Below are 24,830 nucleotides of genomic sequence, written 5' to 3' on the forward strand. Positions count from 1 at the left end.
TGCTGCTCTTTTTTTCGTTTGTAGCGAGAGAGGGGCACGATCCCTCGACCTCCGGATTATGAATCCGACGCTCTAACCAGCTGAGCTACCTCGCCATCCACAGAGGGGCTACCCCCTTAGACGATGCAAAGGTACACAATATTCTCGAACAAACCAACGCTCTCACGAAAACAAGCTGTTTTTTATTTTGGAGTGCTACGAAGAGACTAGACTCAAGTTTCACGGAAGGTGTCATAGAGTCGCTGCTGGTAGCAAACGGTGTCGCTCTTCTTTGTGAACTATTGAATCGTTTGCAGTCTTACGGACGGATCTTGAGTGCACTAGTGTGCGGTTCCGATTGTCATCCATATTACCTTTGCGCTATCTACTGAGGATTCACAAAGTAAGAACAAATGTTCGGACCAAAAGTGTCTTACAGATCGAAATCCGACCCATGTCTCAAACCCTCTTTCTAAAGAGGTCGCTTATCGATCAGCTGCCAGAATGATGTCGCCGCCACTTGATCTGCCAAGGTAGCTGCATCTGTTGCTAAGCTCTTGGCTAGGAGCCCATAGACCTCTGCGATAGCCTCACGATGCGCGAGACCGTTGGGGATCTCGTCGGTCTCGACGAGGAGAGCCTTCGCTTCGGAGGCTAGATGCAAAGCTGCAGCATCGTAGCGATGACCGAAGGAGAGCGCAAAACCCTTGCTCAGCATCATCTGCGCTACCTCTCCTTTAGCGCGAAAGCCATGCAGCACCATCGGAGGGAGCTGCGCAAACTCTTGCGCCATCTGACTTCGCATCTCAATCATCTCAGCCCATGCACGTACAGTGTGTAGGAGGATAGGGCGATGTAGCTGACAGGCTAAGCGCATCTGCGCCTCTAGCCAGACTAGTTGCTCTGAGAGCGCTGCATTGCTTCGCACCTTGTCGACACCACACTCGCCAATGGCAACGATCTGCGGAACAGTCGCTAGGCGACTCTGCATCTGATCAATGAGGACTGTCAAACTCCTCTCTTGGGGTAGAGACCAGGGGTGAAAGCCTATCGAATAGAGCTGATCCTCCTCGATCGTTACGCCACCGCTCCACTCTGCGTAAGTGAGCGAACGAATCGCTTGGCCGCTCGTCTCGTGGCTATGCGTGTGGCAGTCTGGAAGTTTGGGACGGCTAACGCATCGCCCATCACACTCTTGCTCTGCTGCTCTGACCTCCTCGCTCATTGTCGTGGTGGTACGGGGTCGTAACCCACATGTGGGTTGAATGGGTTACACCGCAAGAGTCTCCATAGGGTTAGGCAGCTCCCCTTTAGGGCTCCATGGACCCGTAGAGCCTCTAGTGCATACTGCGAGCAGGTCGGTGTAAAACGACAGCTGGGAGGCAGCAGCGGAGAGATAAAGTGGCGATAAAACTTGACAGGGTAGCTCAGCAGGCGTACCGCTAGTGAGAGCTGTTGCGAGTCGTCTTGTGTAGCTTGCTTCGCTGTAACTTTCGCAGTCTGCTCTTGACGACTAGTTGAGGCCTCAGCCTCAGGAGAGGTCGGGTTAGCTTTTTCTATCTCCTTGACGATGCGTGCTATGGCCCGCTCTACCGCTTGCTCTAGCTCTGGATAGGTCGGCATGGTCTTAGCGACAGATTGTAGTGCTATGCGCACAGTACAGTGGTGCTGGGTAGCAACCTGCCAGAGCGGAGCTTTGTGGAGACGATAAGCGGAGCGGGTCATGCGCTTGATGCGGTTGCGATCTACCGCATGCTTGAAGCGACGCTTAGCGACCGAGGTCATGACCGCCACCTGCGTCTGATCTCCTGGACTCTGCGTGGCAATGGGCTCCGCAAGCCATACAATGCGAATGGGATAAGAGACAAACGAACGTCCACGGCTATGCAGTCGCTCTATCTCTTCACGCAGATAGAGCCGCTCACCTTTTGTTAGACGTTGATCCTGGTGGGAGCGAGGGGAGTCTTCCTCCGTAGTCATCCCTCTTGCTCGGCAAGGTAGTTGTGGAGTAGCTCAGGCATCGGTGGATCCTGACGGCTGCCCGTAGACTTGATATCTACTCTGAGCCCTAGTTCCTCAGCTCTCTGTGCGGTCTTAGGGCCTACCGTAGCGATGATCATCTCCTCCTGCTTGAAGTCGGGGACATTCTCAAAGAGCGAGGTGATCCCTACAGGACTGAAGAAGATGATCATATCGTAAGGTAGCGGCTTCTCAAGCTCTAACTCACGAGGTATGGTGCGGTACATGACCGACTTGGTATAGTCTACCCCGGCCTCTGTCAGTAGGTCGGAGAGCTTGGCACTGTGCTCCTCTGCGACGGGTAGGAGATACTTCTCACCTTTGTGCTTTACAATTACCTTGACAAGATCTTCGGTACGCCCTGTCGGTGAGAAAAAAACCTTGCGCTTGCGGTAGTTGACAAATTTCTGTAGGTATGGCGCAGACTTCTCTGAGCTACAGTAATACTTCATCGTGTCCGGCATCGTGATGCGCATCTCTTTCATCAGCGTGAAGAAGTGCAGGATAGCGGTACGAGAGGTAAAGATGATGGCTGTGTAATCCAACGGATTGATGCGCTGCTGGCGAAACTCTTTTGTTGCAACTGTCTCGACACGAATGAACTGCTTGTAATCGAGCTCTACTTGATACTTTTCAGCGACTTCGGTGTAGGGATTAGCCATCAGTGGAGCGGGCTGAGAAATAAGTATTTTTTTAATCCGGGACATACTCACAGGCAGGGGCTAATGGTATACGATAGATTCTTTTATAGGATCAGCATTCCAAAGCCTATGAGATAGGCAAGAGGAGCCACTTCCTGGCTGCAAAGGTACAAAGAAATAAGCAAAGGAGTCACCCCAGCCTCCCCTAGCCATCGTGCTGTGGGCACGATGAGTGCAAGGCGCCATAGGAGAATTACGGCGACCGTCAGCCAGAGTGCGACATCCTGCCAGACTCCCGCCAGCAGCATCAGGGAGCTCAGGTAGAGGGGCAGAGGCCACAGCCACTCCAAGATGCTGTAATGACGCACCCAGTGTAGATAAAAGGTCGAGTCAAGATAGATCCCCGGCAGTAGACGGTTGAGTCCTAGGTAAAGTCCGCTCAGGATCAAGCTACAGAGTGCTAGAAGTCCTACCTGTGAGAGTGTCGTCCATAGCTCACTTGAGGAGAAGTCGGCATAGTAACGCAGGAGCAGAAAGCTAGTCACGCCGACCAGCAAGTGCCGCTGCAACCCTCCGAGGAGCGCATAGGTGCCGATGGATACTCGATGTACTAAGTTGCGAAAGAAGATGTGTCCTCTATTATATAGTAAGGCATCCACCGAGCGAGGCAAGAGGGAGCCGACCCACATTTGCATAAAAGCGGGGAGTAAGAGGAGCACCAGGAGCAGCAGTAAGATGATATCCTCTGCTCCTCGATCTACCCCAAAGGGAGTCAACGTCCATAACCCGATCGAGCTCTCCATACACGCTAGCCTATCACAGAGCGACTAGATCCGAGAGTAACTGTGCCACCTGCCCCTCTAGATCCTGCACTCCATCATTGTGGATCTGATAGAGAGGTAGCTCTGGGTGCGCCTGCTGCAGAGCTGTAAAGGAGTACGACGCTTGACGGTCTATCCGTGCCTGCACCTGCTCGCGAGTGGCTCCGTCACGCTCCTGGACACGAGCCACACGTACCGACTCAGGGGCCGTCACGACGACTACAGCGTCACAGAGACGATAGAAGCCTGACTGCCATAAGATGGCACTCTCTAGGACTACCCATCCCTCGGGGGCTTGCTGCTCCATAGCCCAAGTCTTCAGTCTCTCAGACACATAGGGGTGAATGATCTGCTCTAAGCGGTGCAATAGCGACTTGCCCTCATCAGACGGTGCGAAAACTTGGCGAGCGATCTCATCATAGCGAGGCTTACCCTCCGAGTCATAGACCTCTGCACCTAGTAATGCGATCACTTGCTGACGCACTTGATCGCTCTCCGTGTAAGCCCTCCGAGCCACCGCATCGCTATCCATCAGGGGTAGCCCCGACTGGACAAGCATCTGGCCAACGAAACTCTTGCCCGCACCTATCCCTCCTGTCAATCCTAAGATGCGCGGGGTCGTTGAGGAGGTGAGCTGCTGTTCGGTCATGACTCAGTAGCCACTACGGCTCACGATTCGGCAGCCTCTAGGATATACTGTACTGCCTTGGGAGTAGTCGTAGCACGCACCACCCAGTCAGGTAGTCCCTCGACTCTTACGGGCAGCATCTCCGGCCGCTTCTCGCCACGCTGCTCGGCCTCTGCTATCTGATGCAAATCGACCACCACCGATACCTTGTCCCCGATAGGTTTATTGTAGTCTGTGATCGGCATCGTCAGAGTCAGAGAGACACGAGCTGGAAGCAATTTAGCAACAAAGCCTGAGGGCGTATTAAGAGCCTCGATAGAAAGCTCGATGCGTCTCTCCGTCAGCTCGACGACTGAGATCTGTAGCTGCACGCTATCGGGAGAGCTGTAGACATGAGGGATCTCTTCGAACGGCACGCGCACCACTTTGTCTTGTGACAAGTTCTTGTAGAGCAGCTCTTTGGTATGTACCTCGCTAATCCCCTCCAGAGCTTCACGACTACCATACAGCTTGACCGTGTTAGGAGTCATCGTCAGCGGCAGTACCATATAGCCATCCTTAGCAGAGGCCGACACATGATTTACGACTGGTACCTCTTTCCTCTGGAGAGCAAATGCGCGTAGCGAAATCTGATTAGGATAAATGTCTCGGATCTGTATCGAACTCCCGAGGCTCTCACGAACCTTCTGTGTCAAAACCGAACTGCTAAAGAGGACACGTCCTCCCTGAGGCACCCTCTGAGGCATCGATAGAGTGATCGGAGGTACGCCCTTCATCCAGCGGAAGAGGAGCTGAGAGCCTTTTGCCGAGACGCTAACATCTAGCGTCGCTGGCTGATCCCCCTCTAGCCCGATCTCTCCAGGCATCTCCTCATATACGATGGGGACATGGACGATCGTTGTCGTCCCTCGGGAGAGCGTCTGCATAAACCATAAGACGGTCGCTAGGAGCACCCACACAGCGATCCCCAGCAGTCGTCTCAGGCGAGGAATACGCTGCTTACGCACCACAGGATCTCCGCCTGTGCGAGGCTTAGGGGTCAGATTGAGTCGCACCGCTCCCGTCTTAAAGGTTAGGAGACTCTATTAGCGTGCGTTGGGATCCGTGCCGAGCGGATATACCGAGCTCTTGGCAATCTCTATGCAGACGTCATGTGCTATCTCCACCTCAAAGGTCTGCTCGCGCACCTTACGGATCTCGCCATGCACACCGCCAGCCGTTATGACTGCATCGCCTACAGCGAGCGCATCACGCTCCTGCTGCAGCTTCTTCTGACGCTTGCTCTGAGGACGGATGAAGAAGAGCCAAAAGATCAAGATGATGACTACAAAAAAGATAAGCGAAGTCCACGCAGGAGCGCCCTGCTGTGCTGCTTGTAGAAGAAACATATTCATAGGTATCTATAGTTGATGAATCCAATTACTTCTGCAAACTTACAAAAAACCAATCGCATGGCACATTATCCTGAGATGCTTTAGTACGATAGCCATGTGGAGAATGTCAAATTGCCACGTGGTTATTTTTTATTCTCCACGTGGAGGAGAAACGGTTCCTCCGAAGTTTCGTTTGATTCCTCCGAAGTTTCATTTCGTTCCTACGTGGGGGTTTTTTCGTTTCTACATGGAGATTGAAAAATTCCCACGTGAGGATCTGCTTCTTCTGAGGCAAACGTGTTGCGCAGCGTCAGAGATCTTGTTTATAGCATATCAACTCTGCACTTCTCCATCACCTTAGGACAGGAGCTAGCAAAAGGGTGAAAGGCGTCGTGTGTTTGTACGGACAGTGTGTTGTGCTATTTTGTATCTTTGCACTCAGATACCTATCGGAGAGCATCGCCTAGAGCGCAGTTGCCTCGCGATGGATCTCTCACTACGTAATACGCATCTAATGAAATACAAGCTCCCCAGTAAGGATGAACTTCGTGCTCGCCTGGCAGCTCTGCCTGCTCAGGCCACTGACGTACTCTCTAGCCGTAAGTTTTGGTACGAATTGGTCTTAATGACCGTTGCCATGTTTATTGGCGCTATGGCGGTACACTACTTCCTCGCTCCTAGTGGTCTGATCGTCGGATCGGTGACGGGACTGGGCATTGTGCTGGAGCGACTGCTCCCGATTATGTCGCTGGGGTCCTATATGTTTCTCATCAATGCGATCCTACTGCTGCTCTCCTTTATCCTGATCGGCAACGAGTTTGGTGCGAAGACTTGCTACACGGCACTGATCTTAGGACCGTTTGTCGACTTGATGGGGTGGATCGATCCTGTCAGTGGATCGATGTTCGCTCAGGAGGTTCATGGCGTTGTGGTGGCCAATCCGGGGTTTGACTTGGTCTGCTTCATCTTGGTGATGAGTGCAGCGCAGGCGATCCTCTTTAGCATCAACGCCTCAACGGGCGGACTAGATATCTTGGCGAAGATCTTCAATAAGTACCTCCATGTACCACTAGGCGTGTCGGTGACGATCGCTGGTGGTCTGATCTGCTGCTCCGCCTTCCTGACCAGTCCTACGGGTCTGGTGATCATGGGCCTGGTGGGTACTTGGCTCAACGGTATGATCCTCGACTACTTCATGACCCGTATGAGTTCGCGGACACGTGTCTACGTCATCTCTAAGGAGTGGGAGCATATCCGTGACTATGTCATTCATACGCTCAATCGTGGGGTGACGATCCACCCTGTGACGGGTGGCTATTCAGGCGAGGATCACAAGCAGCTAGAGTGCATCTTGACAAGAGATGAGTTTGGCAAGCTACTGGATCACCTACGTGCCGAGCGTATGGATCCGTTTATCACCTCAGACCCTGTCAGCGAGGTGTATGGTCTGTGGCGCAAGAGGAGCCAGCGTGAGGAGCTCCCGGTCGAGACAGGGACGCCCGATGAGAGCACCTTTTAGTATTACCTGATTTACCTAGAACTATGTCACATCTTACGAAGTCGCTGTCGGCCTTCATACTCCTACTGTCACTTGCATTCGGCTCGCTGATGGCGCAGGAGCCTACGCCCGATGCTGAGCTAGAAGCACCGCATGACAAGAAGGTGTCACTCTCGCTAGAGGCACGTGGGGACTATCAGCGCATCTATCTAGGCAGCCAAGCCGACAAAGCGGGATCAGGCTTTAAGGGCAATATCGCTAACGTCATACTTAGTGGTACCCTCTCGCCAAAGTTTAGCTACCTCTACCGGCAGCGACTTAGCTCGGTCAATCTGGACCGCACCTTCTTCGAGTCGATCGACTTCCTCTACCTACAGTATAACCCTACCGAGCAGCTCAGTGTCAAGCTCGGCAAGTGGATCGTTTTCGTCGGTGGGTGGGAGTTTGAGCCTGCGCCGATAGATGTCTTTCAGTTGGGAGAGTTTTGCTATCAGATGCCCGCCTATCAGTGGGGGGCTACGGTGAGCTACACCTTGCCTAATGGGCAGGACAACCTCCATGCGCAGGTGATCCAGAGCCCCTATCGTAAGGTTTACGAGGGGATGAGCGGGCAGCCGGCTGATATGTATGCTTACAATCTCATCTGGACAGCGCACCACGATTGGTTTGTGCCGATGTGGAGTGTCAACTTTATGGAGTATGCGCCTGGACGCTTTATGAACTACGTTTCGCTGGGCAACCGCTTTCAGCTGACCCGTCGCACCTTCATCGATCTAGACTTGATGCATCGTGCGCCACTAGATGGCGAGGGTAAGAAGGCTTTTGCCGATTACTCTATCTATGGTCAGCTAGCCTTCCACCCGACGACCCAGACGAAGCTTTACCTCAAGGGGAGCTATGATCAGAATCTAAGTGGCTTAGCAGCAGATTACGGGGTCACCGACGGCACGCAGATAGCCTGTCTCGGTGGCGGTGTCGAGTACTCACCCATCCCCGAGGTGCGTCTGCATGCACACGCTAACTACGCCTTTGGCACGAACACGAATCCGCAGGCCGTGCTGCATGACAAGCGCACGCAGATCAACGTGGGGGTCACCTGGCGCATGAAAGTACTCTAACACCTTATACGATATACTATGAGCCTTTACAGACAGCTTAGCGAGGCGATCGCCTCGACACTACATACACTTTACGGTCTCACCACAACAGCTGACGAGATCACGCTGACCGCCACGCGCCCTGAGTTTGAGGGGCATATGACGCTCGTCGTCTTCCCTTATCTCAAGGCTTCGCACAAGTCTCCGCAAGAGACTGCCGAGACGATCGGTGCCAAGCTCCAAGAGCAGACTGACCTCATAGCGTCCTATGGCGTGGTCAAGGGCTTTCTCAATCTCACACTGACCGACACAGTGTGGATCTCAGCCCTACGAGAGATTGCCGAAACTCCGCATTACGGTCACATCACGCCGACAGCTCAGTCACCGCTCGTGATGATTGAGTACTCCTCGCCAAACACCAACAAGCCGCTTCACCTCGGACACGTGCGCAACAATCTGCTCGGCTACAGCCTTGCTCAGATACTGGAGGCGAGTGGACATCGTGTGGTCAAGACAAACATCGTCAATGACCGTGGCGTGCACATATGCAAGTCCATGTTGGCATGGCTACGCTGGGGCAATGGCGAGACGCCTGAGTCTTCGGGCAAGAAGGGCGACCACCTCATCGGAGACTACTACGTACGCTTTGACAAAGAGTATCGTGCCGAACTGGCGCAAATACGTGCTGCCCATCCTGACTGGAGCGACGAAGAGGTCGAGGCTAAGTCTCAGCTCATGGCTGATGCACGACAGATGCTACGTCAGTGGGAGCAGGGCGATCCTGAGGTGCGTGCACTATGGCGACAGATGAATGAGTGGGTCTACAAAGGCTTTGACGAGACTTACAGCCGTATGGGTGTCTCCTTTGACAAGATCTACTACGAGAGCGACACCTACCTCGTAGGCCGCGAGGAGGTCTTGCGAGGTTTGAAGGAAGGGCTCTTCGAGCGACATGAGGATGGCTCCGTATGGGCCGACTTTGAGGCGGAGGGACTGGACAAGAAGATCCTCCTACGCAGTGACGGCACTTCCGTCTACATCACCCAAGACATCGGCACTGCCAAGCTTCGCTATCAAGACTTCCCGATAGACCAGATGGTTTACGTCGTGGGCAACGAGCAGGAGTACCACTTTCAGGTGCTATCGCTACTCTTAGACCGCTTGGGATATAAGTGGGGCAAGAGCTTGACACACTTTAGCTACGGTATGGTCGAGCTACCTAATGGCAAGATGAAGAGTCGCGAGGGTACGGTCGTCGATGCGGACGATCTGATGGACGCTATGCGCGACACAGCCCTAGAGGTAGCACGGACAGCTCAGCAGGCGAAGGGCGTAGAGCTAGCTGCCGAGCCGACCGCTGAGGAGCTACGCACCGCCGAGATGGTCGGACTAGGCGCGCTCAAGTACTTCATCCTCAAGGTGGACCCGAGGAAGAATATGATGTTCAATCCCGAGGAGTCTATCGACTTCAACGGCAACACGGGACCTTTCATCCAGTACACCTACGCCCGCATCTGCTCGCTCCTGCAGAAGGCTGACGAGATGGGCTACAAGCACCAGCTCCCTGAGGGTGGCGCGCTAGCACTCTCATCGTACGAGACGGCACTCGTCCAGCAGCTGCTCGACTATCCGACAGTTGTGCAGGAGGCTGCCGAGAGCTATTCGCCAGCCCGCATTGCCAACTATACCTACGACTTGGTCAAGGGGTATAACCAGTTCTACCACGAGTGCTCTGTACTGCGTGAGGAGGACGAAGCGCTGCGCAGCATGCGTCTGCAGCTGAGCAAGACCGTTGCCGAGACGATCCATAGCGCTATGGGGCTCCTCGGCATTGCGCTACCCGAGCGTATGTAGTCCTCTCTGCGGGCTTGACTCATGAAGTGTATGGAGACCGCTCTCTACACAGCACTGCCACGGGATAGTCGCATCGCTCTGCTCGCTTCGGGTGGCGTGGATAGTAGTGTGGCGATGCATCTGCTCGTCGAGGCGGGCTTTCGTCCTGACCTCTACTATATACGTATCGGTATGCAGGACGAAGATGGCGGCTATCTCGACTGCCCTGCCGAGGAAGACATCGAACTGGTGACGCTCCTCGCCCGTCGCTACGACCTACACTTAGAGGTCATCGACTTGCATAAGCTTTATTGGGATCGTGTGGTCGCCTATACGATGGATGCGGTCCGGCGAGGGCTCACGCCCAATCCCGATGTAATGTGCAATAAGTTGATCAAGTTCGGAGCTTTTGAGGAAAGGAGCGGCTCCTCGTACGACTACATTGCCACGGGTCACTACGCTACGATACGAAAGACGGCGGAAGGCTTGACCTTCCTCGGCACCTCTCCCGACCCAGTGAAGGACCAGACTGACTTCTTGGCGCAGATCGGCTTTCGGCAGATGGAGCGTCTCCTCTTCCCCATCGGTCACCTCCCCAAGGAGGAGGTGCGTCGCATCGCCCTCGAGGCGCATCTGGTCAATGCGCAGCGCAAAGACAGCCAAGGCATCTGCTTCTTAGGGCAGATCAACTACAACGACTTCATCGAGCGCTACTTAGGCACTCAGACGGGCGACATCATCGACCATGAGACAGGAGAGAAGATAGGGGAGCATCGAGGCTACTGGTTTCACACCATCGGGCAGCGCAAAGGGCTAGGACTCTCGGGCGGTCCGTGGTATGTCGTGGCAAAAGATGTGGAGCACAACGTCCTCTACGCCTCACGAGGCTACGATCCTAAGACGCAGTACGGCACGATCATCGAGACCGAAGAGATGCACTGGCTCACCGTCGATCCGTGGCTCTGGACGGAGACCCCGTCAGATAGTCCGCTGGAGGTCACCTTCAAGATCAGACACACGCCCGACTTCACCGCTGGTCGCCTCGAGCGACTCCCCTCGGGGGGCTATCAGCTAGTCAGTAGCGAGCCGATACAGGGGATTGCAGCTGGGCAGTTTGCTACCATCTACGATCCGCAGCATCAGCTCTGTTGGGGCAGCGCTCCGATCCGATCAGGTCGCTAACCATACCATTTCTACCAATGAAAAGGAGAACGCTCACATACGAGGGTTCTCCTTTTTTGTTTGGCACAAGAGACCTTGCCATAGGAGACTGTTGCATAAAGGCGAATCGCTGTGTTGTTTTCGGGATTCGGCTTCGGTCACATACGGATGTATGCTCCCTTCAGACCTCACCCTCAGCGCCTTGCGCTTCATCCTTTCTGCAAAGTCAGGACAATCTTGCAAGCAAGATTGTGAGACTGTTGACTTTTGCAACAGTCTCCATAGACTTAGCCTAGGAGTCTCCAACTCGTTACCCTCCGAGTGGCCGGTAGGTGATACCGAGGCTAGGCGCCGTGAGGTCAATGATCGCTACGATATGCTGGAAGTCGTTGAAGTATTTGATCTTCCCGTCCTGCTCACTATCGAAGTCAAAGCCCGCCTCGCGCATCAGCTGTACGAAAACTTTGTCCTTGACGACCGCAGGCCGTGAGACCTGAGTCTCTGAGAAGATGTACTTACCATTACCATCGAAGTAGTAAGCGTGACGAGGAAAGTTCGGGTCACCCGTCGGCACGTTGAGTACACCCATAAACATTTGTGATGCGCGGCCACGCTCCTTCTCAAAAGCCTCTAGCTCCTCCTGTGTAGCGCCCCAATTAAAGCTGGGGAAGTCTATATGGTCCATCTGAACTGGAGCATTAGGGTTCACATGGTAGGAGATGATGAGCCCTCCAGGCATCTTGCCCTGAGTAGGGGTATCGCTCATGTAGAGATCCACTTGTAGCTCCATATCGTCATGAATGTAGCTAAAAGCCTCGTAGCTGTGTCGCTTCGTATTGACATAGAAGCCCTGCTCTTCGAGACGCTTTTGAATCGTCGGGCTGTGCAGTACGTATCGATCTCGTGCTAGCATCTGCACCTGAGCTGGCTGCTCATTGCTCTTGTCGTAGTAAACCACCACCCGAGGCCAGTCGCTCTCAGCTTGGTCGAAGACAAGCTTGTAGAGGTCGCTCGCCTCCTTATTGTACTGATACCCTTGAGTCGCTAGCTGCTCGCGCACCTCCCGACGAGAGACATCCTTGCAGAGCTGGGTGAAGGCGAGCGAGAAGTCAGTCAGCACAGCACCAGCGTAGTAGTGAATATCCTCTCTAGCAGTCTCGTCTGCATAGTACTCCATCCACAGTCCACGCTTTTGGTCAAACCAAAGGTACGGATAGAGCTGGCTTTGCTGAAAGCCCTCTCTTCGCAAGAAGCTCAAGAAGCTACGCTCTGCTCCAAAAGGATGCTGCGGTACGATGAGCGTCATCTCTCTGTAGATGCCTCGAGGAGTCTGGAGGATCATAGCCTCTAGCGTGTCCGAGGGCAGAGCGTATCGCCTCGTCTCAGCATCAGAGGCCGTTAGAGTCGCTCCCACTAGCTTACTCCACTCGTCTAACTCAGTCGGAGACACTTGCTCGCCAAAGCGTAGCAGAGGCATGAAGAAGGCTTGAGGCGTAACCTTTACGGTGTCAGGTATGGTGTCAGGCTGTTCACCTCCACCCTCATGCTCCCCCTCTTTGCTCGGATCCTCTTTGCTAGGCTTAGGATCAGCGTGGCAGCCGACGAGCGACAAAGTAGCCCAGCCAAGGAGAAGGGCTACGACAAAACGTATTAGATTCTTATTCATAGTGCGTTCACAACTAGAGGATTAGCGTCTGCCCATAGGTCTGACCAGTGAGAGCTGTAGCCAGTACGATGTATTGTCCAGCCGGGAGTCGAGAGAGGTCTAGCTCTGTCGTAGAGGCTAGCTGCTGTAAGAGTAACTGCCCCTGGGCATCGTAGATCGTGATCGAGCTCACGCCTAGAGCCGTATTGATGCGATAGCGCCTCTGCCCATCGATAGCGATAAGGCACTGCTCCGTGATGCGGGGGATGTACTCCATACCTACGTTGCTCCCTGGGCAACCAGTCGCGTCACCGACTAGCTCCTCAAGACTCATAATGTCTAGGAGGAGGTACCCCTTGTTTTTAGCAATATCCGTGCGAGAGGTCTCTAGTCCTGGATTGGTAAAGTCTGCCGTGGCTCGTAGGTAGATCGTATCTTGATCGCCAGCTGGCAGAGGAGCCAGTGTAGCATAGAGGGTGTCTAGTGCACATGCCGATAGGTTGTTGCCCCATAGCATCATCTTGCTAAAGTGTGCTTGATCGCTCACCTTAACCATCTCCAGCTGAGACTGCTGTGCCTGTAATATCTCTAGGTGGTGTAGCGACCTGAGGTCTAGTTGAGCGACCGCCGTCTGGTCTAGGTAGAGTGAGCGTAGTGCAGGCGCTTCGCTCCAGTCGGCTCTGGCGAGCTGCTTGTTTTCACCTAGTTGCATATCTGACAAAGCGATATTGCCCCGCAGTGTCAAGCTCGAGAGACTGTTCGTATTCATATGCAAGAGCTGTAGCGCAGGGCAACCCGAGAGGTCGAGCGAGCGAATGTGCGCTTCATCAGCCTTGAAGTACCATAGCTTGGGGTGAGATCCGAGGTGTACCTCTTCTAGTAGACTTTTGAAAGCAAGAAAGACCTCAAGCTCCTTGCAAGGCGTTAGATCGATACTCTTGAGCCCCGTGTACTGTACCTGTAGCTCCTTAAGCTTAGGACAGTGGGACAGATCGAGCTGTGTGAGCTCAAAATTGCCAAAGCACTGGAGCACCTCTAGACTGGGGCAGCCGCTGAGATCCAAACTAGCCAGATGTGTATTGTCCAGAGCGAGTACCTGCAGGTCGCTCGTCTTCACGAGCTGTAAGTCTAGGATAGAGCCTGTACGGAAGAAGCCGAAAGCGCGTATACCCGCTCCGTACACCTTGATGGTCGGATTCGCTTGTCGCACCGTAAATGGTATCTCCTTGAGCTGGTTTAGATCATCGGGCACCTCATCGGGTACGGCAAACTGTTGCTTACCACTGCCATCGCCGAAGTCTATCCACAGCTTATTGCTCACACCTGCCAGTCTGAGTACCTGTCGCGCATTTTGCGCAGACTGGATCTGTATCGATAGCAGTAGATTGTCCTCCTGAGCGCGTAGCTGAGGTGTAGAGACGCAGAGCGTGAGGAGTAGTAGCCAGCTAGTCGTCATAAGGGTTCGCAGCGTAGTTCTTTTCATAGTCGTATGTGATTAGGAGTTATGCTTAGAGATGCTAGGGAGCATGTCTTTTACAAAAAGCAGCTACCCATAGGCAAATGTACATTTTTTTGTAATAGCTTTGTCAGCTAGGGGCATATCCTGATGCCTGTCGGAGCATATCGATGCGTGGGTGGCAAAAAGAGCCGATCTCCACGTAGGAATTTCCAAATCCCCACGTAGGAATTTCCAAATCTCCACGGAGGAAAGAAAAAATCCCCACGGAGGGAAGAAACGAAACTTCGGAGGAATCAAATGAAACTTCCGAAGAATTTTTCCGTCCCCACGTGGAGAATAAAAAATAGCTACGTGGGAATTTTGACATTTCCCACGTAGCTTTTATATAGACCTCTCAATCCCGTGAGTCAAGTAACGAGGGAGTCGGCTGAAAATCGTGTGTCTTGCATTTGATAGTTGAGTCTACGCCATACGATTGCCCTATTTGGGTCAAGGGAATATTACTACCTTTGCGATAGTGAACCTGCTAGACTAGCTAGCTATGGCTAGCTCCTAGACTTAAGATGCTATGTGGACGACAGTGCTGACTATCCTATACACGCTCCTAGTTGTGGGCGTTGTGGTCGTGATCCTGACGGGAGGCGATGACATCTATCGGATGTTCTCGTGGCTGATGGTCGTGATCTTTGTGCCGGTAGCTGGGGTGATACTTTACTTGCTCTTCGGCCGCTCGACGGCTTCGATGCGACTGATACCTAAGGATTTCCTAAAGAAGATCAATCGTATGCCTGTGGAGCATACGGACTTTGACTTTCACCGAGCGACCCTAGAGAACCCTGACTACAGCTCTCTGGGCAAGCTACTCTACAATAGTGACGATCGTACGGTGCTGGCGGCCTCCTCGATGGAGGTGATCACGGTCGGGACGGATAAATACCGACAGCTCTTTGAGGATATTCGCTCGGCAAAGCAGGAGATCCATCTGATGTACTACATCATAATGTCTGACGAGCTGGGAGTCGAGCTGCGTGATCTATTGGTGGATAAAGCTCGCGAGGGGGTCAAAGTGCGTGTGGTCTACGATGGTCTAGGCTCCATCCGGAGTGATCTGAAGGGCTTCTGGAAACCGCTACGTAGAGCAGGCGGTGAGGTCTATGCGTTTCTCCCAGTGCGTTTTCCCTTTTTCAATCTACGTATCAACTACCGCAACCATCGTAAGGTGGTGGTGATAGATCAGCGCATCGGTTACTTCGGAGGAATGAATGTGGCGCAGTACTATACGCAAGGCAATGAGTTGGGACAGTGGCGTGATACACACTTTCGCATTGAGGGGAGTGCTGTAGCGGGGCTACAGCGTGTTTTTCTTGTAGACTGGGCCGTAGCAGTGCGTAAGCGCTTTGACCTAGAGCCTTACTTTGCCAAGATCGACCGAGGCGCTTCCTACGAGCATCCCATAGCGATGCAGTTCCTCACGAATGGTCCCCAAGCTCACTGGCAGACGATCGAGCAAGCCTTTATCAAGGCGTGCTCGATAGCGCACGAAGAGATCTTAGTACAGACCCCTTACTTCCTCCCGCCAGAGGGATTGCTGATGAGTCTCTGCAGTGCTGCCCTGCGCGGTGTATACGTCTTCGTCATGCTGCCTGAGCGAGGAGACTCCTATCTGACGCAGCGTGCCTCAGACTCTTATCTAACGCAATTGCTAAAGGCTGGAGTGGATGTGAGACGCTATAGGGGTGGCTTCCTACACTCTAAGCTGCTGGTGGTGGATAGGCGCATCGTGGGCATCGGCAGTGCTAATATGGACTTTCGTAGTTTAGAGATCAATCTAGAGGTGATGTCCTTCGTCTATGACAAGCAGATAGCTGAGGAGCTGAGCGAAGCCTTCGAGGAGGATCTCAAAGCGTGTCGTCAGCTAACCCTAGAGGAGTGGAGTGGGCGCTCCTTCTGGATACGAACTCTAGAGGCGCTGGCTCGCCTTTTCTCCCCGCTCCTGTAAGTCCCGCCATAAAAAAGCCTGCTGCCTATGGCAACAGACACAAAAAAGCCGCACTGCGGATTAGAAAAACTCCGAAGAACATACAAGTTTTGAGGATCCATCCCCCTTTGAAGTCCACTGGAGCAACAAGTACTCACACACTCACTAGGAGTCTGTCGAGGCCGGTCATCGGGTAGATAGAATGATCTCGGAATAGTCGATTAAAATTGAAGAGTTTCCGTATCGAGCAGTGCGGCTATGGGTCTGCGCTGTCTACATGTACTATGTAAGAAGATCACGCTGCGCAGGCACCTATCGGTGTCTTGCTACGACAAATATAAGGCAATATTCTGAGTTATGCAAATAGAGGTACCTCAACCTCGAAAATCTCATTACAAGCGAGCTAGACATACTGATGGGTAGCGATCTGTACTGACGAGAAACGATTTGTAGGGGTACACGGCTCATCGGGCTACCTGATTTGCAGGGTCTAGGTTTGGTAGATGTTTGGCGGTCTCAGATATTCTTCGTACCTTTGCAGATACAAACGATCGCGGAGTGGAGCAGTGGTAGCTCGTTGGGCTCATAACCCAAAGGTCACAGGTTCGAGTCCTGTCTCCGCAACTAACGATAGACGCATCCTTCCTTTGGGGTGCGTCTTTTTTTTGTTGTCCCTCCGCTATGACTGCGATGCGTGAGACGAAGATGAAGGAGAGTACGGCTGCAGCTTGATGCGCCTATTGGCAAAAGTGACTATATACGAAAAGCACGCTACAGACCCTCGTGTGAGGGTTCGTAGCGTGCTTTGTCATTTGGTTGGGGACGAGAGACGCAGATCGGCGCTCTCAGACTCCGATGTGTGGCTTACTTGTCAGCCTTCTTACCACGATTGCCGTAGCGGCTCATGAACTTATCGACACGTCCTGCCGTATCAACGAGCTTAGCCTTGCCCGTGTAGAAGGGGTGAGACGTGTTGGAGATCTCTATCTTGATGAGCGGATAGGTCTCGCCATCGATCTCGATGGTCTCCTTAGCGTTGGCTGTACTCTTCGTGATGAAGACTTCGTCGTTGGACATATCTTTGAATGCCACTGGACGGTAATTCTCAGGATGTAGATCCTTTTTCATTGCTTTGATGCGTTTAAGTAGTTAATAATCTTGCAGGGGCGTGGCTCTCCTTTCGTCAAGTGGCAAAAGGGCTAGCGCAGGATCTTCCTATCGTCTAGCACCACGTGGATACCGCAAGGGCTTGTCCCGATCAAGTAGCAATCGGTGAGCTGCTCACACTTGGGAGACAAACTTCGAGGGGCAAAGGTACAATAAATATCTGAATCTTCGCCCCTCGAGACTTTTCGATAATTCCGCAAGTCGGGTTACACGTCAAGTCGGGTTACACGTTAGAGCGTTACCTTGACCCAGTCGCTGCCGATCTGTAGGAGGTAGACGCCTGCGGGGAGCTGTGCGATGGAAAGCGTGGCGTCTCCCGTTGCCGTAGCGACAGGAGTACCCGTGAGCGTGTAGAGGCGGATCGTCTCGTCTGCCGTGACGCCCAGTACGGTGAGCGTCTGGTCGGTCTGAGCGATCTGATAGCGTGTGGCACTGACTGCATCGATAGCATCATGCTTGGCGAAGATCACCTTAACCTCCATCGTCTTGTCGACAGTCAGCGTGTAGCTTGCTTGCTCTTCGCCAGCGGGGATGACTTCGCCATTGATCTGCCACTCCTTGACAATGTGGTCGGTGAAGGCTTCTGCCTCGAAGAGCACCTTCGTACCCTTGGCAACGAAGGTCCCGGAGGTAAACGGCTTGCCATCGACCGTGACCGTCAGCTTGCCCTCGCCTTCCTTGGAGAAGGTGACAGCATAATTGTCTTCCGCCCGGGCAAAGGTGACGGTGACCGTCATCGGTTCGCTATACATATTGACCTTAAAGGTAGCATCCGTAATCGGCTTCTTGTCAAGTCCTGGGGTCATCTGGACGATATCATTGACACGCCACTCGGTGATGATGTACCCCTCGTCGGGCGTTGCGGTGAAGGTGAGCGGTGTGCCTGGCTCGACCTTGTCGTCAGAGGAGAGCTCTGTGTCGCCTGCCATAGCCTGGATAGAGCCACCCTCACTAGCAGAGAAGGTGAGCGGCTGCTTTTCCCCAGGGTAGACAGCGCCCTCGCGAGCTATGTCTAGCTTGAGCTCAGGAACTTCATAGGTGCTCTTACCATACTTGGGGTAGTATTCGTTGGTGACCTTGATGCTTAGCTGGATAGAGTCTAGCGGGTTGTCACCGCCAAAGCCTCCGAAGCCACGCTCGAGGATGATGAGGTCGCTCCCCTTGAGGATGTAGTCCTGTCCCTCCTTGAGTGTGCGTGGCGTGTTGAGCTGTCGGATCTGCTTGATCGTACTAGGCTGTGCTTCGCCGTCGGCATCTTTCACCTCGAGCATATCGGCGAGGTGGATCGTGTTCTTGTCCACGCACTCAGGAGCTAGACGTACGCCCTCCTGCCCATACTTAAAGGAGGTTAGCGCAGGGCGCTGGAGTGGTAGCGAAGAGTAGGGGAGGTAGTTGCGCGATAGGTCTACCTCTGTGAGTGCTGCTAGCTCTTTGATGCCGTCGATCTTGTAGAGGCTGCACTGCTTGATAGTGAGTTTGGTTAGGGCGGTCAGTCCTGTCAGATTGACCGACTCTAAGTTCGGCTGACGCTGTATATCGATCTCTTCTAGAGCTGTGTAGCCTGATAGGTCTAGATGCTTACTAGAGAGTATGGTATAGTTGCGATCGGTGTCGGAGTTGGAGGTGTACAGAGTCACCTTCTTGAGAACGGTGCGCTCGTTGGGGAGCTTAATGTCTAGCACATTGCGCAGGTAAACCTCTTCGAGCTTAGGGCACTCAGATAGGTCTACCATCTGCTCACGACTCTCCCGGAGCGTGTAGTTGTCTAGTCGGAAGGCTAAGACTTGTAGCTCGGGAGCAGCAATCTTGCCAAAGCCAGAAAAGCCAGGGGTTACGGAGGCATTACGTAGCTGCGTAAGCTGAGCGGCGTCAATCTTGATGACCGTCTCCTCCGTTGTCGCAGGGTCATACTTGTGATTGACACCCTGATAGCGCCCTTTGTGTTGCTCTATGGTGCCATCTCCAAAGTCGATATTATTCGCCTCGGCGCCCTCGAGGTAGGTGACCTGGAAGTTGACATACTGCGTACCCTTAGGTACGATCAGCTCGATCTGCGCGGTCTCGGCGGGATCTTGCGCAGTACAGACTGCCTGTCCGATTAGTAGGGCGGTCAGCATGAGTAGTAAATAGTGTAGTCGTTGTGTCATAGGACTATTGCTTTGCATTATCGATCTGCACAAAAGTACAAAAACGATGGAACTTGCGGGATTTAGAAATGTGCGCATTTCGTAGAAGATTGTTATATTTGCCCTTGAGGACCTTTAGTGTTACTTCAAAGCAATTGTAGATACTCTTATAAAACATCATAGCTCATGAAACGATTACTACTTCTCTTATCTCTACTGTCTCTATCTCTTGTGGCGCACCTGTCTGCCCAGGAGCAGTATAAGGTGACCTACTCGGCAGGCGAAGGGGGGACTGTCGAAGCTGCTTACTATGCCAAGCTTACAGAGGTGCCCTTCGCAAGTGGTGAGATGGTTCCCAAGGATGCTCAGGTCTATCTGACGGCTACTCCTAACGAGGGGTATGAGGTAGACGAATGGCTGGTCAATGACAAGCCTATGGACCATGCCAAAGGCAACACGCTCTTTGGTGTGAGGATCGATGAGCCTAAGGATATTCGTGTGACCTTTGTCTCCCAGGGTGGTCCTGAGCGCTTTATGGTCTCCTTCTCCGCTAGTGAGGGGGGCACGCTGTCGGCGACTTACTATGATCAGGATATGGTGTCAAACAACTTGCTGAGTGGGACGACTCTTCCTGAGGGCTCTTTCATCGAGTTCCTGGCAACCCCCGCCAAGGGTTACAAACTGCAGAAGTGGGTGGTCAACGATCAAGCGGTGGAGCCTGACAAATATGAGCCGAACAAGTACTCGTACAATCTGCATAGCCCACTGACTCTAGAGGCTGTCTTTGTGTCTACAGGCGAGCAAGCGGATGCTTATCCAGTGACTTATACGGCTGGCGAGGGCGGTCGCGTGACGGGCTACTATTACGATGATGCTAGCAATAAGGTGAGCTTCGAGAGTGGCGACTCCGTGCCTCAGGGGGTGCTGGTCAATCTGCTTGCTACGCCTGACGATGGCTATGTGGTAGACGAGTGGTATCAAGATGGAGAGCCTGCAGGAGACTTCTTCAAGGGGATCGATCTATTTACGCTAGCGGTTGACAAGCCTCTCGATATCCGTGTCACTTTTCGCTCTACGGCTCCTAAGCCTGACACTTATGTCGTGCAGCTGGCTATAGTCGGGGACGGCGAGGTCAAGCTCTCGGGGGCTGAGTACTATGATGAGGTGCCTAAGGGCACGACGATCACGGTGGCGGCAACCCCAGATGAGGGACGACGTCTCGTCTATATCAAGGCTAATGAGACGGACATCACCGAGACGGCGAGTGTGGTCATCGAGGAGAATACAATCATTGTGGTGGCCTTTGGGCTACAAAGCTACCCAGTGAAGATAGAGGTCGAGGGAGAGGGACGGATCGATGTCTCTCCTGACTGGGTAAAACTGGACTCGGTCTTTTACAATCAAGAGCTGACCCTGATCCCTGTGCCTAAGGACGAGCATTGGGTGCTCGAGGAGCTGACTGCTGATGGACGTGACATATTGTCTGATCTTATGGTAACGATCCAGAAGCCTACGACGATACATGCTAAGTTTGTCGATCACACGGCTCTCGTCACGCCTGATGAGGCTCGTCATGCGCTCTATCCGAACCCCGCCCGTGAGCAGGTGACGATCGAGGGCGTTGCTGCAGGTACCCAGGTGATGCTCTATGATCTACGAGGTACACTGGTCGCTGAGACGCAGGTTGATGAGTCTTGCGCAGCAACGATAGCGCTGACCGATCTGCCGGCAGGGCGATACATTGTACGGGCTGGTGCAACGAGTTATAGCCTGATCGTGCAGTGATCCTTGTGCGGTAGTCACAGGACGCAATAAGAGCAGCGAGCCGTCTAGTCTCTCTCTGAGTACTAGGCGGCTCGCATGGAATATGTCTTAAGGGAAGGGGGTGGGGCGGACAGCCGATTGTTGCTGTCAGATAGAAGTCTCTATGCACCACTCTGTGCCAGCTCGAGTAGGTGCTGTATCATCTCTTGATGATGCGTAGAGCGTCTCGCTTGTGCGGCGTCGTCTAGAGCCTGGGATAGCTCTGTGGGTGTGAGATAAGGTAGTCGTATATCCATAGTCGTCTGAGGAAGGGGGTGTGCAGGGCTATCAGTCCTATGGGCTACAGCTTACGAGATCCCCTTACACAGACTAAACGCTTAGACGGGCGCAATATTGCGCTCACGTACCATCTTGCGCAGATTGATCAGAGCATAGCGCATACGTCCGAGGGCTGTGCTGATGCTTACCTCGGTGCGCTCAGCGATCTCCTTAAAGGGTATATCCTCGTAGATCCTCATCTTGAGAACCTCTCGCTGTGCTTCGGGTAGATCCTCTACGCAGAGCGATATCTGGTGATACAGAGCCTCCTGATCATCGAAGAAGTCCTCTGGGAGCTCACTCGCCGGTGTCAGGTCGAGGATCTGCTGATTGGCATCGTAGTTAGTCACGTAGAGTGCCCGCTTCTCCTGGCGGAAGTGATCCATCATCATATTATGCGTCAGGCGGAGGAGCCAAGCTTTGAACTTGCCCTTGGCATGGTACTTACCATCCTTTAGGGTACGCATCACCTTGATGAAGACCTCCTGAAAGAGATCGTCAGCGACATCGCTATCAGCGATCGTTAGATAGATATAGTTATGAATGTCAGTTTCGTACCGACGGAGGAGCTCTGCAAAAGCTCTATCACAGCCCTCACAATATTGGCAGACGAGCTCATCGTCGCTGCACGTACGGAGTGTGGTCATATAGAGAGTATCCTTTGTATTTATAAAAGGTAGCTATCTATCCTATAGGCTGTGATTACTTTGTGATTACTATTACACCGCAAAGTAACCAAATCTCCTCGAGATATGCAAATCATGAGGAGTTTTAGGGTCAAAATAAAAGAAGGAGCGGGGAGCTTTAGTTCTCTCCAGTAAATGTCTCGGAGGTCTCACCCGTTGCCGAGGAGACATCTTTCATCCGGAGGGTTAGACCGATTGTCTTTAAGAGGATCTTGAGGTCTAGTGCCAAGGAGAGGTGACGTACATACCACGCATCATACTCAAAGCGACGCTGGTAGCTCAGCTTGTTGCGACCATTGATCTGCGCTAAGCCTGTGATGCCAGGACGCACCTCATAGCGCACGCGCTGTGCTGGTGTGATCTCTATCGCATCGCCCTCGATAGAGACACTGATGATCTCCACCTTCCTGCGCTTCGTAGGGATCTGACGGTAAGTAGCTAGGAAGGGGCGCGGACCCACGAGACTCATATCGCCTCGTAGTACATTCCACAGCTGCGGTAGCTCGTCGATGGAGGTCTTGCGGATAAACCGCCCCATGGCGGTCAGTCTCTTCGCATCGGGGAGCAGATTGCCCGCAGCATCACGCTCATCAGTCATCGACTTGAACTTGTACATATTAAAGAGCCGCTCTCCTCGTCCAGGACGTGCTTGAGAGAAGAAGACCCCTGCCCCCTTATTGGCAAAGAGCATCACCACGATCACCACAAGAAGCAGTGGAGACAGGATGATGAGTCCCAGTAGGGAGCAGATGATATCTAAGAGTCGCTTGAGATAGTTACGATACATACTTGTCTATGAAACAGGGGGGAGTATGTGAGCAATTAGATTGAAAAGCCAGGGAGAGCGGTGAGCTATACAGATGAGTGGAGCACCCTTACGACCCGCATAGCGCATGAGGAGCTTGTAGTCTCCCGACTGCTCCATACGCTGCGTGTACGCTTTGAGTTCGGAGACCTTGCCATAGCGAGCGATCATACGTAGGCTGAGTCGATAGTTGGTGGAGGCTTTGTCTAGATAGAAGTCTCGCAAAGCGGGCATCTCCTCGGCATACTGCATTAAGCTCAAGGCTCCCTCTAGGCGAGAGAAAGCACGAAGCTGTAAAGTGTGTGCACTATGGATAGATGAGTCTGCTCTCTGATAGTAGTAATAAGCTACGACAGGGACGAGAAGTGCTCGCTCGGCAAAGGCTGTGTAGTGCCAGTAGAAGAGGGCATCCTCATGGAGCAACCCCTCCATAAATCGCGCCTGATGCTCCTCCAGCATGGAGCGTCGCCACAGGAAAGCCCAGATACCTCCTGATAAGTTGTGCTCTGTCAAGAGCGCTCTTCCATCGGTACACTGGAGCTGGTCGAAGTCGTGTGCCGCGCTGTCCAACCACTCGGAGGGGACCTCCTCCTCGTCTGCCTCATTGCGAACCCCAAAGCAGAGCATGTCGTACGAATCCTCTGCGATGAGAGAGAGTAGGTAACCAGCTGCGGTGCTATCTACCCAGTCATCGGCATCGACAAACCATACGTAGGCTCCCTGAGCTACCTCCAAGCCTCTATTGCGAGCTGCCGACTGTCCTTGATTGGCCTGGGTGATGATTCTTATAGTTTGCTCTGGGTGCTGTGCTTGGTAGGCCGTCACTACCTCCCGTGTCTCATCCTGGCTCCCGTCATTGATCACGATGATCTCTAGTGCTGTCGCAGCATCAGGGATAGCGACGAGGGAGTCTAGGCAACGAACGATCGTCTTCGCTCCATTATATACTGGTATGATGACAGAGAGAGGTAGGCCTATACTCATAGCTTTGCCTCCTTAGGGATATAGCGCGCATTGATCTCTTTGCGCTCTGCATCGCACCACCAGCCCCACTTGTTGAAGTACTTGACCATCGAGGAGATGTGGTGACATAGGAGCTTAGCATCGTGATAGGAGCCTCGGCTGTGGACATGCGTGATCTTAGCCTCGGGATGACAGATCGTCTTAGAGATCTGTCCGATGCGCCTAGAGAGATCGATATCCTCGACATACATAAAGAAGCGCTCGTCAAAGCCCCCCACGCGCTCCAGTATCGCCATGCGTGTAAACATGAAGCAACCAGACAAGTAGGGTACCTCCACAGGCTCGCTATAGTCTAGCCAGTGCATCTCGTAGCGATTGTTGATCTTATTGCGGACCCACTGACTGAAAGAGAATCGACGCAAGAGCACATCCCACGGTCTAGGCAAGAGCTTGCAGAGCTGCTGCGGACGACCATCCGGGTAGGAGACAAAAGGCGATACGAGCCCCACCTCCTCGTGCGCCTCCATGTAGGAGGTCAGCGTGTCGAGCACTGTCTCGTCAAAGCGCACATCGGGATTGATGATCACATGGTACCGTGCTCCCTGATCGTGGGCTAGGCGTATGGCTATGTTGTGTGCCTTGCCGAAGCCTAGGTTGCTCGGCTGATGCTCATAGTAGATACGTCCGTCGCCGACGGGTAGGTCTGCTAGGAAGCGCAACTCATCTGTGGGCGAATTGTCAATCAGGTAGAGACGCTTGTCGGTCTCTACCTGTGGCTGTGAGGGGGTCCTGAAGAAGTCCTCAATAATCTGCTCCACAAAGAATGCATTGCTCTTGTAGAGTACTATAGAGCCAGTTGTTAGCACCTA

General features: G+C 53.1%; 22 protein-coding genes and 2 tRNA genes. 7 read left to right on the top strand and 17 right to left on the bottom strand.

Annotated elements, in window-relative coordinates; translation table 11 throughout:
• Nucleotides 1-21: 21 nt before the first annotated feature.
• The 8 genes from PORAS_RS02655 to yajC all read right to left on the bottom strand — a co-directional run bounded on the left by PORAS_RS02655 (nt 22) and on the right by yajC (nt 5,482).
• Nucleotides 22-95, bottom strand: a tRNA-Met gene (locus PORAS_RS02655).
• A 356-nt stretch (nt 96-451) separates the two neighbouring features.
• Nucleotides 452-1,204 (bottom strand): TatD family hydrolase, encoded by a 753-nt coding sequence (locus tag PORAS_RS02660; protein WP_013760090.1) that lies wholly within the window; start codon nt 1,202-1,204, stop codon nt 452-454.
• Nucleotides 1,201-1,959 carry a membrane protein insertion efficiency factor YidD gene (yidD, locus tag PORAS_RS09135; protein WP_013760091.1) on the bottom strand — a complete coding sequence of 253 codons (759 nt, stop codon included), beginning with the start codon at nt 1,957-1,959 and terminating at the stop codon, nt 1,201-1,203. The genes PORAS_RS02660 and yidD overlap by 4 nt, the downstream gene beginning before the upstream one ends.
• Nucleotides 1,956-2,711, bottom strand: a complete 756-nt coding sequence (locus PORAS_RS02670; RefSeq protein WP_052306460.1) for a uroporphyrinogen-III synthase — start codon at nt 2,709-2,711, stop codon at nt 1,956-1,958. Before PORAS_RS02670 ends, yidD begins: the two co-directional genes overlap by 4 nt.
• 32 nt (nt 2,712-2,743) lie before the next feature.
• A complete protein-coding gene (locus tag PORAS_RS02675) occupies nt 2,744-3,442 on the bottom strand; it encodes a DUF4271 domain-containing protein (protein WP_013760093.1) in 699 nt (232 codons plus the stop codon).
• Between the two features lie 13 nt (nt 3,443-3,455).
• Entirely contained in the window at nt 3,456-4,109 is a 654-nt protein-coding gene (gene coaE / locus PORAS_RS02680) for a dephospho-CoA kinase (RefSeq protein WP_004331692.1), read from the bottom strand.
• A gap of 20 nt (nt 4,110-4,129) precedes the next feature.
• Nucleotides 4,130-5,143: a CdaR family protein gene (locus PORAS_RS02685; protein ID WP_013760094.1), complete on the bottom strand. Its 1,014-nt coding sequence runs from the start codon at nt 5,141-5,143 to the stop codon at nt 4,130-4,132.
• Nucleotides 5,144-5,173: 30 nt separating this feature from the next.
• Nucleotides 5,174-5,482: a preprotein translocase subunit YajC gene (gene yajC, locus PORAS_RS02690; RefSeq protein WP_004331694.1), complete on the bottom strand. Its 309-nt coding sequence runs from the start codon at nt 5,480-5,482 to the stop codon at nt 5,174-5,176.
• 463 nt (nt 5,483-5,945) lie between these two features.
• Here yajC and PORAS_RS02695 point away from each other — a divergent pair, with 463 nt between their 5' ends.
• From PORAS_RS02695 to mnmA, 4 genes are read left to right on the top strand one after another with little or no spacing between them, the layout of a single operon-like run.
• The gene (locus PORAS_RS02695) at nt 5,946-6,980 is read left to right on the top strand and encodes a YitT family protein (RefSeq protein ID WP_013760095.1); all 1,035 of its coding nucleotides are present in this window, start codon (nt 5,946-5,948) and stop codon (nt 6,978-6,980) included.
• Between the two features lie 23 nt (nt 6,981-7,003).
• The gene (locus PORAS_RS02700) at nt 7,004-8,077 is read left to right on the top strand and encodes a porin (protein WP_013760096.1); all 1,074 of its coding nucleotides are present in this window, start codon (nt 7,004-7,006) and stop codon (nt 8,075-8,077) included.
• Nucleotides 8,078-8,095: 18 nt separating this feature from the next.
• The gene (argS, locus tag PORAS_RS02705) at nt 8,096-9,910 is read left to right on the top strand and encodes an arginine--tRNA ligase (protein WP_013760097.1); all 1,815 of its coding nucleotides are present in this window, start codon (nt 8,096-8,098) and stop codon (nt 9,908-9,910) included.
• A gap of 30 nt (nt 9,911-9,940) precedes the next feature.
• Complete coding sequence (gene mnmA, locus PORAS_RS02710; RefSeq protein ID WP_044211512.1) at nt 9,941-11,071, top strand: tRNA 2-thiouridine(34) synthase MnmA; 1,131 nt, start codon at nt 9,941-9,943, stop codon at nt 11,069-11,071.
• A 289-nt stretch (nt 11,072-11,360) separates the two neighbouring features.
• On the opposite strand, the gene PORAS_RS02715 is transcribed toward mnmA, so the two are convergent.
• Both PORAS_RS02715 and PORAS_RS02720 read right to left on the bottom strand, forming a co-directional pair.
• Nucleotides 11,361-12,716: a hypothetical protein gene (locus tag PORAS_RS02715; RefSeq protein ID WP_013760099.1), complete on the bottom strand. Its 1,356-nt coding sequence runs from the start codon at nt 12,714-12,716 to the stop codon at nt 11,361-11,363.
• A gap of 13 nt (nt 12,717-12,729) precedes the next feature.
• The gene (locus PORAS_RS02720; protein ID WP_245528049.1) at nt 12,730-14,178 is read right to left on the bottom strand and encodes a T9SS type A sorting domain-containing protein; all 1,449 of its coding nucleotides are present in this window, start codon (nt 14,176-14,178) and stop codon (nt 12,730-12,732) included.
• 544 nt (nt 14,179-14,722) lie between these two features.
• Between PORAS_RS02720 and cls the strand changes: the two genes are divergently transcribed.
• Together cls and PORAS_RS02730 are read left to right on the top strand one after the other, a co-directional pair.
• Nucleotides 14,723-16,153, top strand: a complete 1,431-nt coding sequence (gene cls / locus PORAS_RS02725; RefSeq protein ID WP_013760101.1) for a cardiolipin synthase — start codon at nt 14,723-14,725, stop codon at nt 16,151-16,153.
• Nucleotides 16,154-16,684: 531 nt separating this feature from the next.
• A tRNA-Met gene (locus PORAS_RS02730) sits at nt 16,685-16,756 on the top strand.
• Between the two features lie 240 nt (nt 16,757-16,996).
• Here PORAS_RS02730 and PORAS_RS02735 read toward each other — a convergent pair.
• Together PORAS_RS02735 and PORAS_RS02740 are read right to left on the bottom strand one after the other, a co-directional pair.
• A complete protein-coding gene (locus tag PORAS_RS02735) occupies nt 16,997-17,260 on the bottom strand; it encodes a type B 50S ribosomal protein L31 (RefSeq protein ID WP_004330764.1) in 264 nt (87 codons plus the stop codon).
• A 269-nt stretch (nt 17,261-17,529) separates the two neighbouring features.
• Nucleotides 17,530-19,446 (bottom strand): InlB B-repeat-containing protein, encoded by a 1,917-nt coding sequence (locus PORAS_RS02740; RefSeq protein WP_044211225.1) that lies wholly within the window; start codon nt 19,444-19,446, stop codon nt 17,530-17,532.
• 165 nt (nt 19,447-19,611) lie between these two features.
• Between PORAS_RS02740 and PORAS_RS02745 the strand changes: the two genes are divergently transcribed.
• Nucleotides 19,612-21,210: an InlB B-repeat-containing protein gene (locus tag PORAS_RS02745; RefSeq protein WP_013760104.1), complete on the top strand. Its 1,599-nt coding sequence runs from the start codon at nt 19,612-19,614 to the stop codon at nt 21,208-21,210.
• 140 nt (nt 21,211-21,350) lie between these two features.
• On the opposite strand, the gene PORAS_RS09125 is transcribed toward PORAS_RS02745, so the two are convergent.
• The 5 genes from PORAS_RS09125 to PORAS_RS02765 form a co-directional block, all read right to left on the bottom strand.
• Nucleotides 21,351-21,485, bottom strand: a complete 135-nt coding sequence (locus PORAS_RS09125) for a hypothetical protein (protein WP_013760105.1) — start codon at nt 21,483-21,485, stop codon at nt 21,351-21,353.
• A gap of 81 nt (nt 21,486-21,566) precedes the next feature.
• On the bottom strand, nt 21,567-22,154 hold the full coding sequence (locus tag PORAS_RS02750) for an RNA polymerase sigma factor (RefSeq protein WP_004330763.1): 588 nt from the start codon (nt 22,152-22,154) through the stop codon (nt 21,567-21,569).
• 157 nt (nt 22,155-22,311) lie between these two features.
• On the bottom strand, nt 22,312-22,980 hold the full coding sequence (locus PORAS_RS02755; RefSeq protein ID WP_004330766.1) for a sugar transferase: 669 nt from the start codon (nt 22,978-22,980) through the stop codon (nt 22,312-22,314).
• Between the two features lie 6 nt (nt 22,981-22,986).
• Nucleotides 22,987-23,982: a glycosyltransferase family 2 protein gene (locus PORAS_RS02760; protein ID WP_013760106.1), complete on the bottom strand. Its 996-nt coding sequence runs from the start codon at nt 23,980-23,982 to the stop codon at nt 22,987-22,989.
• On the bottom strand, nt 23,979-24,827 hold the full coding sequence (locus tag PORAS_RS02765; protein WP_013760107.1) for a glycosyltransferase family 2 protein: 849 nt from the start codon (nt 24,825-24,827) through the stop codon (nt 23,979-23,981). Before PORAS_RS02765 ends, PORAS_RS02760 begins: the two co-directional genes overlap by 4 nt.
• Nucleotides 24,828-24,830: the final 3 nt, after the last annotated feature.

It is taken from the genome of Porphyromonas asaccharolytica DSM 20707 (assembly GCF_000212375.1).
GTDB classification, from domain to species: Bacteria; Bacteroidota; Bacteroidia; order Bacteroidales; family Porphyromonadaceae; genus Porphyromonas; species Porphyromonas asaccharolytica.

Coding starts and splice junctions, on each gene's coding strand:
- PORAS_RS02740 (WP_044211225.1), bottom strand. CDS start 19,446: ATGACACAACGACTACACTATTTACTACTCATGCTGACCGCCCTACTA.
- cls (WP_013760101.1), top strand. CDS start 14,723: ATGTGGACGACAGTGCTGACTATCCTATACACGCTCCTAGTTGTGGGC.
- PORAS_RS02735 (WP_004330764.1), bottom strand. CDS start 17,260: ATGAAAAAGGATCTACATCCTGAGAATTACCGTCCAGTGGCATTCAAA.
- PORAS_RS02760 (WP_013760106.1), bottom strand. CDS start 23,982: ATGAGTATAGGCCTACCTCTCTCTGTCATCATACCAGTATATAATGGA.
- yajC (WP_004331694.1), bottom strand. CDS start 5,482: ATGAATATGTTTCTTCTACAAGCAGCACAGCAGGGCGCTCCTGCGTGG.
- PORAS_RS02675 (WP_013760093.1), bottom strand. CDS start 3,442: ATGGAGAGCTCGATCGGGTTATGGACGTTGACTCCCTTTGGGGTAGAT.
- yidD (WP_013760091.1), bottom strand. CDS start 1,959: ATGACTACGGAGGAAGACTCCCCTCGCTCCCACCAGGATCAACGTCTA.
- PORAS_RS02715 (WP_013760099.1), bottom strand. CDS start 12,716: ATGAATAAGAATCTAATACGTTTTGTCGTAGCCCTTCTCCTTGGCTGG.
- argS (WP_013760097.1), top strand. CDS start 8,096: ATGAGCCTTTACAGACAGCTTAGCGAGGCGATCGCCTCGACACTACAT.
- PORAS_RS02660 (WP_013760090.1), bottom strand. CDS start 1,204: ATGAGCGAGGAGGTCAGAGCAGCAGAGCAAGAGTGTGATGGGCGATGC.
- PORAS_RS02695 (WP_013760095.1), top strand. CDS start 5,946: ATGGATCTCTCACTACGTAATACGCATCTAATGAAATACAAGCTCCCC.
- PORAS_RS02745 (WP_013760104.1), top strand. CDS start 19,612: ATGAAACGATTACTACTTCTCTTATCTCTACTGTCTCTATCTCTTGTG.
- PORAS_RS02750 (WP_004330763.1), bottom strand. CDS start 22,154: ATGACCACACTCCGTACGTGCAGCGACGATGAGCTCGTCTGCCAATAT.
- PORAS_RS02720 (WP_245528049.1), bottom strand. CDS start 14,178: ATGAAAAGAACTACGCTGCGAACCCTTATGACGACTAGCTGGCTACTA.
- PORAS_RS02700 (WP_013760096.1), top strand. CDS start 7,004: ATGTCACATCTTACGAAGTCGCTGTCGGCCTTCATACTCCTACTGTCA.
- PORAS_RS09125 (WP_013760105.1), bottom strand. CDS start 21,485: ATGGATATACGACTACCTTATCTCACACCCACAGAGCTATCCCAGGCT.
- PORAS_RS02755 (WP_004330766.1), bottom strand. CDS start 22,980: ATGTATCGTAACTATCTCAAGCGACTCTTAGATATCATCTGCTCCCTA.
- mnmA (WP_044211512.1), top strand. CDS start 9,941: ATGGAGACCGCTCTCTACACAGCACTGCCACGGGATAGTCGCATCGCT.
- coaE (WP_004331692.1), bottom strand. CDS start 4,109: ATGACCGAACAGCAGCTCACCTCCTCAACGACCCCGCGCATCTTAGGA.